Genomic DNA, 4,037 nt, shown 5'->3' with positions numbered 1-4,037 from the left:
AGATACAATCCTTTTATATATAAGACTTTAACGCAAGTAAATAGACAGACTATTCTAACTATATATCAGAGCGTAAATGATTTAATTGCTATCCTAATTTTGGATGCTGAAGTTGGATAAATCGGCGATATTTGTTCAAATCAAAACAAGAGAAAAAATGCAATTGTTTGCTTTCAAGCTTTCTAGCTGATGAGTAATTGTAACCACGGATACTGTTTATAAATTAGTTTGTCAGCGCAAGTAAATTGGCCAGATGTATGATATTCTTTATTTATAAGGAATCTAATACCAGAACAAAAACTCCTTAGATTCCTTTGAAGTGAGTATCAGACCAGCCTCATCAGTTATTGGTGACGGCATAACGTTAATCGAAGTGGAGCAAAACCGGCCAAAAATCGGTTTTTCGTTTGGCGAAGCCATTGCCATAGCCTAGGCTGGACTGATTTTTTTATGTATCTTCTTTGCAGCGAAAATAATGCTTGTCTTGCTGTGATGAAGCAAAAATTTCTCATTCACCTCTCGTAGCTGTGGAAGTTTTTTGAATTATGGGTGACAGGATTGGAACTAATTTTTAGCACCTTTGTTGTATGTCGCATCCCACTAAATATTTACTGCCATATCTGTAAGAAGCTGTTTAATTTCTAGCAGATAACTGCAATATTTATAGTGCTAGATAGACGGTTAATGTCCACACTCTGACTACGTTGATGCTGTCACAATCTCGGCAGTGAACTCTTTCAAAAACTACAACTCCAATTTGATCAAATACTCTGCTTGATTACACCATAATCTTGGAGCCGAATCAATTAAGTCTGCGCCATTACCGAGGTTTTTATGCGGAAGATTGCTATTTATGGAAGAGGGGGAGTTGGCAAATCCACAACGACTCAAAACGTAGTGGCTGGACTGACTGATATGGATCGGAAAGTGATGGTTGTAGGGTGTGACTCGAAAGCAGACTCCACCCGGCTCCTTTTGGGGGGATTCCACCAGAAGATTGTACTCGACACGTTGCGTAAAGAAGAAGATGATGTGAATCTAGAAGACTTCCGCCAGGAGGGATGGGGGAAGACGCTGTGTGTAGAATCGGGTGGGCCGGAACCTGGTGTAGGATGTGCAGGTAGAGGCATTCTGACATCAATTGGGTTGCTGGAACAACTTGGTGCTTATGATGATGCAGTTAGACTTGATTATACATTTTATGATGGTCTGGGTGACGTGGTATGCGGTGGATTTGTCATGCCCATTCGTGAACGCAAAGCTCAAGAAGTTTACATTATCACTTCTGGGGAAATTATGGCAATGTATACCCTCAACAACATCTGCCGAAGTATTCAAAAGTATGCTTCGATAGGCGGTATACGTCTGGGAGGATTGATTTGCAACTCTCGCAAAGTCGATGAGGAAGATGATTTGATCAAAGCTCTGGCAGAGAAACTGGGGACTCAAATGATCTACTCTATACCCAGAGACAATATGGTGCAGCAAGCAGAGTTCCACCGCAAGACGGTGATTGAGTATGCTCCTGAGTCTGAACAGGCGCAGCACTATCGCAACCTGGCAATGGCAATTGACCAGAATAGAGATTTTGTGACTCCGAAATCTATGTCTAACGATCAGCTAGAGGAACTGCTGGTACAGTTTGGGTTGTTTAGACATCTCCAAACATTAGGTATTACCCCAAGCTCCACAAAGGTTGCAGATTCATTCTCGGAGATGCCTCTTGAATAGGACGATGCAGTAGGGGTTATCCCTCATACAAAGTGTCTGGAGCAATTGGCAATCTCTGACTCGAAAAAGCAGAAAAAACTGCGTAAACTTCTTACCACCATTTGAGAAATCGGCGTTCTGAACCACGCCAAAATTCGTCTACCTCATTGAAGGAGGAGAACTCATTATGTTGACCGAAGAGGTTTTAGTCCAAAAATTTATCACCATAGCTCAGGCGCGCTGTCCCAAAGTCGGTGAGTTGCTCCAGTACTGCCACGTCGAGCTCGTAAACTCTTACTGGGGCTATCCCCCAAAGCTTATACAACATTTTGTCGTATATTATCCTAATATGCTGTTTGCCTCAGTCAATGCCTACCAAGACATTTTCAGAAGCGTTGCCCAAGATTTGGGGATATGTGAGGCTATTTGCATAAACGCTACACGGATTATCCGCGATCGCGCCTCAAGGTTGAAGGAAAAGAACCCGATCTTATGGTTGGAACTCCAGTGGGTGGCGGTACCAACTAAAAAAGGCGATTGGCATTTAGATCAGGATTTACCGCACTCGGACTAAGTTTTCTCTTAGTAACGTAGGTATCGCCTTGGTTAGCAGATGATCAAAAGGCGATGCCGAGTGCGATCGCTAAATCGTATCCAAAGATGCAAGTATTCTAGCGAGATGTATGTTATGCTTGCAGAAGATCAGTAAAATTTTCAAAAGATCAATATGTCTTTCAACAAAAACGGCAAACACTAGAAAACCTTGCTATTGACCCAACAAATTTAAGTTTGTCTGCTGCGGCTTTTTCTAACGGAGAGATACAGCCTCATGAAACTGGATGTGAATCTTTGCAACAACCTGAAGTCAATTAGAACTCGCTTGGGCATGAGTCAGCAAGAATTAGCTAATATAGCTGGCGTAACTCGTCAGAGTATTGGTGGTGTGGAATTGGGACAATATGCTCCTTCTGTTGCTATGTCACTACGTTTAGCTAAGGCGCTTGGTTGCCAAGTCGAGGACTTATTCTGGTTTGAGGAAGATTTACCAGAAGTTGAGGCAATTCTTGCGGGATCAGCCCCTAACCCACAGCAATCACGAGTTAGCCTAGCGCGGGTTGGGAATCAATGGATAGCTTATCCTCTGGTTGGGAATGATGCTTTTCGGATCGAAATGATTCCAGCTGATGGTGAGACAGTTGCGGTGAGCCACCCCGTTGCGGGGGTTCCCACGGCAGTTCCTTCTCCTATCGGAGACGCTGCGCGAACAAGTCGGCAAAGCCGCCCAACAGACTGCCTCCCCGTTGTAGGGAGTGGCGTTAGCGACGTAGGAGCGTCACCCGTAAGGGTGGACGGGTTAAGAGGCATAAGCAAACTGTCGAACCCGGAGGGTGAGACACTTGCAGTGATTCACTCTGATGCTGGGGAATCCGTAAGGGTGAAAGAGTTCCCCAGCATCAGCAAATTGCCATTAGCGTCAGCACTCGGGCTACGCCCAGTGACCGAGGTAGCTAGTAACGAGCCTCACTCGCAGGGTGAAGCACAAAGCCAGAACGGTACAAATAAAGTTCTGGTTCGGATTCTGGATGATATAGACAAACTGCACAATACAGTTGTGATTGCTGGTTGTACACCTGTGCTTTCCCTCTTGGCAAGAGCAACTGAACGTTGGCATCCGCAACTGCGAATTCATTATCGTTTCGCCCACAGCAAGGCGGCATTGAGTAGTCTGTGCAAAGGTGAAGTTCATATTGCAGGAATGCACTTATACGATCCCAAAACTAGAGAACATAACATCCCCTTTGTGCGGGAAGCCTTAAGAGGTAAGAGTGCCGTTTTGATTACCCTTGGAGTTTGGGAAGAAGGTTTGTTAGTCCCACCAGGAAACCCAAGGGGAATTAAAACAGTTTCCGACTTAGTAGAATTTGGAGCAACTATTGTCACCCATGAAGCGGGTTCTGGCGGTCAGATGCTTTTAGAACGGAAACTCCAAGAAGAAGGAGTGCCATTTCCGACTGTGAAAGGATTTACCCATATCGTCCACAGCCATCAAGATGTTGCCTTATCTGTAGTGTCAGGAATGGCTGATGCCGGGATCAGTACAGCATCTATAGCTACTGCCTTTGGGTTGGGATTTATCCCCCTTCATAGTGCGCGATATGACTTGGTGATTATTAAAGAATACTTGGAAGAAGAACCAGTAAAACAGTTCCTCAGTATCTTGGGACATCAGCTAGTGCGATCGCAATTAGAGATTCTCGGCGGGTATGACACTAGCAATATTGGGGAAGTTGTAGCAAATATTTCATAATTCGTAATACTCGCCATTC

Annotated in this window: 3 protein-coding genes; all 3 read left to right on the top strand. The window is 44.4% G+C overall.

The annotated features are described in order from the left end of the window. Window positions 1-819: 819 nt before the first annotated feature. The gene (gene nifH, locus ACYTXL_RS12560; RefSeq protein ID WP_461925039.1) at window positions 820-1,731 is read left to right on the top strand and encodes a nitrogenase iron protein; all 912 of its coding nucleotides are present in this window, start codon (window positions 820-822) and stop codon (window positions 1,729-1,731) included. Between the two features lie 166 nt (window positions 1,732-1,897). Next, entirely contained in the window at window positions 1,898-2,284 is a 387-nt protein-coding gene (locus tag ACYTXL_RS12555; RefSeq protein ID WP_461925038.1) for a hypothetical protein, read from the top strand. A 255-nt stretch (window positions 2,285-2,539) separates the two neighbouring features. Continuing rightward, on the top strand, window positions 2,540-4,018 hold the full coding sequence (locus tag ACYTXL_RS12550) for a substrate-binding domain-containing protein (RefSeq protein WP_461925037.1): 1,479 nt from the start codon (window positions 2,540-2,542) through the stop codon (window positions 4,016-4,018). The last annotated feature ends 19 nt before the right edge of the window (window positions 4,019-4,037 follow it).

The organism is Nostoc sp., from assembly GCF_054880495.1.
This window is presented reverse-complemented; position numbering and strand designations above follow the sequence as displayed.

Bases quoted from the DNA above. Each gene is read 5' to 3' on its own strand.
- ACYTXL_RS12550 (WP_461925037.1), top strand. From the start codon at position 2,540: ATGAAACTGGATGTGAATCTTTGCAACAACCTGAAGTCAATTAGAACT.
- ACYTXL_RS12555 (WP_461925038.1), top strand. From the start codon at position 1,898: ATGTTGACCGAAGAGGTTTTAGTCCAAAAATTTATCACCATAGCTCAG.